Origin of the sequence: Streptomyces chlorus (assembly GCF_042655885.1) — a bacterium.
Classification (GTDB): domain Bacteria; phylum Actinomycetota; class Actinomycetes; order Streptomycetales; family Streptomycetaceae; genus Streptomyces; species Streptomyces chlorus.
Map to the genome: position 1 here is coordinate 1 of NZ_JBHSOA010000063.1, position 4642 is coordinate 4642.

General features: G+C 72.3%; 2 protein-coding genes. Both read right to left on the reverse strand.

Going from position 1 to position 4642, the window contains the following annotated elements:
* The coding region (locus ACFPZI_RS27145) for a type I polyketide synthase (RefSeq protein ID WP_381368123.1) at positions 1-1990 on the reverse strand (1990 nt) is incomplete at its 3' end.
* A 22-nt stretch (positions 1991-2012) separates the two neighbouring features.
* A partial coding sequence (locus tag ACFPZI_RS27150) for an SDR family NAD(P)-dependent oxidoreductase (RefSeq protein ID WP_381368126.1) occupies positions 2013-4642 on the reverse strand: 2630 nt, incomplete at its 5' end.

Genomic DNA, 4642 nt, shown 5'->3' on the forward strand with positions numbered 1-4642 from the left:
GCCCCGCCACGAAGTCAGGCTTGACACCCCACGACTCCACCAGACGGAACAACGCCACCTCGACCGCAAACAACGCCGGCTGAGCGAAGCCCGTCTCGTTCAACAGCTCCGCATCCTCGCCCCACATCACCCCACGCAACGAACGGCCCAACTCGCCGTCCAACAGAGCGAGTACGGAATCCAGTGCCTCCGCGAACACCGGGAACCGGCCGTACAACTCCCGGCCCATCCCCAACCGCTGCGAACCCTGACCCGAGAACAACACCGCACTCTTCGTGCGTCCCGAGACCAGGCCCTCCACCGCGCCTGGCGCCGTGCCGTTCTTGAGCCAGGCCGCCAGTGCCGCGCGCCCTGAGCCGCTGTCCTCGTCCGCGACGACCGCGAGGCGGTGCTCCAGGCTCGCCCTGGACATCGCCAGGGAAAGCGCGGTGTCCACCGCGCGCAGTCCGGGCTCGCGCTCCAGCCTGCTCAGGAGCGCGGCCGCCTGGTCGCGCAGCGCTTCGGCGGTCCGGCCCGAGACGACCCACGGCACCGCGGTCGCACGGCGTGCGGGGGCGGTCTCCTCCGTCGCCTTGGCGGGGGTCGCGTCGGCGCTGGGCGCCTGCTCGACGATCACATGGGCGTTGGTGCCGCTGACCCCGAACGAGGAGACGCCGGAGCGGCGCGGGCGGCCGGAGTCCGGCCACTCGCGGGCCTCGGTGAGTAGTTCGACCTTCCCTGCGGACCAGTCGACGTGCGTGGACGGCTCGTCCGCGTGGAGGGTCTTCGGCACGACGCCGTGCCGCATCGCCATGACCATCTTGATGATGCCGGCGACGCCGGAAGCGGCCTGTGTGTGGCCGATGTTGGACTTCACGGAACCGAGCAGCAGCGGGCGTTCCCGGTCCTGGCCGTAGCCCGCGAGCAGGCTCTGCGCCTCGATGGGGTCGCCCAGCGGCGTACCGGTGCCGTGGGCCTCCACGGCGTCCACGTCGGCCGGGCCGAGGTTGGCGTTGGCGAGCGCCTGGCGGATCACCCGCTGCTGCGAGGGGCCGTTGGGCGCGGTGAAGCCGTTGGAGGCGCCGTCCTGGTTGACCGCAGAGCCCCGGATCACGGCGAGGACGGGATGCCCGTTGCGCTGTGCGTCGGACAGGCGCTCCAGCATCAGGACGCCCGCGCCCTCGGACCAGCCGGTGCCGTCGGCGGACTCGGAGAATGCCTTGCAGCGGCCGTCCCTGGCAAGACCGCCCTGCCGGCTGAACTCGATGAGCGAGCCGGGGGTGGACATCACGTTGACGCCACCGGCGAGCGCGAGTCCGCATTCGCCGTTGCGCAGCGACTGCACGGCCAGGTGGAGCGCGACGAGAGAGGACGAGCACGCGGTGTCGACGGTGATGGCCGGGCCTTCGAGGCCGAGCGCGTACGAGAGGCGGCCGGAGACGGCGCTGGCGGCGATGCCGGTGCCGACGTCGCCGGTCGCGTCGTCCAGCGACCTGACCAGGAGGTAGGCGTAGTCCTGCCCGTTGGTGCCGATGAAGGCGCCGGTACGGGTGCCGCGCAGCCGGGTGGCGTCGATGCCGGACCGCTCGATGGCCTCCCAGGTGGTCTCCAGCAGCAGTCGCTGCTGGGGGTCCATGGTGACGGCCTCGCGGGGCGAGATGCCGAAGAAGCCCGGGTCGAAGTCCGGTACGCAGCTGAGGAATCCGCCCTGCTGACTGACGGAGGTGTCGCGCTCGTCGGTGGTGCTGTCGCGCAGGGCGTCCAGGTCCCATCCACGGTCGGTGGGGAATCCGGAGATGGCGTCGGTGCCGGAGGCGACGAGCTCCCAGAGGTCCTCCGGGGAGTAGACCTCACCGGGGAACCGGCAGCTCATTCCCACGATGGCGATGGGTTCCCGGGCCGCGGCGACGAACATTCTGTTCTGTCGCCGCAGTCGCTCGGACTCCTTCATCGCGGCGCGGAGTGCTTCCACGACGCCGGCGGCGGGTGCGTTCTCGGTAGGGGCGTTCATCGTCTGCTCCATCACTCTCGCGCTACAGGTCGGACTGGCCGTTGAGCGCGGCCCGTACCAGGTCTGCCACTGCCATCGAGTCGATGGACTCGTCGGACGTGTCGTCTTCCGCCGGGGCGCTTTCGCCCCGTCCTGCCAGCTGGAGCAACGGTTCCAGCACACCGATGTCCCGCAGTTGTGCCAGCGGCACCGAGGCCAGCAGGGCCCGGATCTCCGCTTCTTCGCTGTCGGTCCCCGCCGCGTTCTCGGGCATCAGCTGTCCGAGGACGTGTTCGGCGAGGGAGCTGGGGGTGGGGTGGTCGAAGACGAGCGTCGCGGAGAGGCTCAGGCCGGTGGCCTTGTTGAGCTGGTTGCGCAGCTCGACTGCTCCGAGCGAGTCGACTCCGAGGTCCCGGAAGGACTTCTCGGCGCCGACGGCGTCCGTGTCCGGGTAGCTGAGCACCTGAGCGGCCTGGGTGCGGACCAGGTCCACGACGGTTTCGAGGCGCCGGTTCGCCGACAGGGCGGCGAGCCGGTACCGCAGCCCGGTCTCGGCCGCGCTGTCCACGGGCGCCGCCGTGGCGGCGACCATGCTGTCGTATCCGGGGAACTCCCGGAGCAGGGCGCTGGGCCTGGCCGTGCCGAAGGCCGCGACGAAGCGGTCCAGCGCGACCTCCGCGACGACCGCGGTCGGCTCGGGTTCCATGACCAGCCTGAGCATGGTCTCACAGGCCAGTTCCGGGTCCATGGCGCCGACTCCGGCGCGCTTGGCGGCCTCGTCGGCCCCGGCTCCTTCTGCCATTCCGCCGCCTCCCCAGGCTCCCCAGGCGACCGAGGTCGCCGGGAGGTCCTGTGCCCTGCGCCGTTCGGCGAGGGCGTCCAGGACCGAGTTGGCCGCCGCGTAGTTGGCCTGGCCGAGGTTGCCCACGGCCGCCGAGGCGGATGAGAAGAGCACGAACGCCGTGAGGTCCCATCCACGGGTCAGTTCGTCGAGCAGGAGGGCCGAGGTGACCTTCGAGCGGAAGACCGCCTCGAACCGCTCCGGGGTGAGCCGGTCGAGCACTCCGTCGTCCAGCACACCGGCGGCGTGGATCACTCCGGTGAGCGGGTGCTCGGCCGGGATGTCCGCGAGTACGGCGGCCAGTTGGGCGCGTTCCGCGACATCGCAGGCCGCGACGGTGACCGTGGTGCCGAGCCCGTCGAGCTGGGCCCGCAGTGCGTCGGCGCCCGGCGCCGCGAGGCCGCTGCGGCTGAGCAGGACCAGGTGCTGGACGCCGTCCTTGGCGAGCCGGAGGGCGACCTGCGCGCCGAGGGCGCCGGTGCCTCCGGTGATCAGCACGGTGCCGTTCGGGTCCCAGGTGCGGACGGGCCGCTTGCCGGGGGCCTGTACGAGGCGCCGGGCGAGGACCGCGGAGGTGCGTACCGCGAGCTGGTCCTCGCCGTCGAAGCCCGCCAGTGCTCCGGCGAAGCCCGCCGCGGCGCGCTCGTCCAGGGTCTCCGGGAGGTCGACCAGACCGCCCCAGCGCTCCGGGTACTCCAGCGCGGCGACCCGGCCGAGCCCCCATACGGCGGCCTGGAGCGGGTGGTTCACGGTGTCCGTGCGGTTCACGGACACGGCGCCCCGGGTGGCGCACCACAGCGGCGCCCCGAGGGCGGCGTCGCCGAGCGCCTGGAGCAGCACGGCGGTGAGGGCGACTCCCTCGGGCACGCTGCCCCCCGCGGTCTCCCGCAGGGCCAGGAGCGAGAGGACACCGGCGAAGCGTGTGCCGTCCTCGGTGCGCGCCCGCAGCTCCCCGGCCAGCGCGGCCCGGTCGGGGCCGGCCGCTGCCAGCCGTACGACCTGGGTGCCCAGCGCGTCGAGCACGGCGTTCACCCAGGGGTCCTCGGTGAACTCGGCGGGTATCACGGCGAGCCAGGTGCCCGTCAGGGTCTTGCGGTTCGCGGTGGCTCCGCCAGTCAGCGCCTTCCAGACGATCCGGTGGCGCCAGCCCTCCATGACCGATTCGTCGTTCTGCTGCCGGCGCCAGTCGAACAGGGCGGGCAGCACCTTCGAGAGGGCGTCGCCCTCGACGTCCAAAGCGGCCTCCAGTGAAGCGAAGTCCTCCTGTTCCACGGCGTCCCAGAACGCGCGGTCCGTCGTCCGGGTGTCCTGCACGTCGCCGCCCGTGGGGGTGACGCCCGGCATGACGTCCGGCCAGAAACGGCCGCGCTGGAAGGCGTACGTCGGCAGGTCGAGCCACTGGGCTCCGGTGCCGGCGAAGAACGCGGACCAGCGGGGGCCCGCTCCGTGGACGTGCAGCCGGGCGAGCGCGCCGACGAGGGTGGTCTCCTCGTCGCGGTTCTTGCGCAGGACCGGTACGACGACGGCGCCCTGCGGTGCCGTCTCCTGGGCCATGGCGGCGAGGACGCCGTCCGGGCCCAGCTCCAGGAACGTGGTCACGCCCCGGTCGGCGAGGGTCCGCACACCGTCGGCGAAGCGCACGGCCTCACGGACGTGACGCACCCAGTACCCGGGCGAGCACAGCTCCTCGGCCGACGCCATCCCACCGGTCAGGTTCGACACCACCGCGATGCGCGGAGCCTCGTACGACAGGCCCTCCGCGACCGTGCGGAACTCCTCCAGCATCGGATCCATCAACGGCGAGTGGAAGGCGTGCGAGACCCGCAGACGCG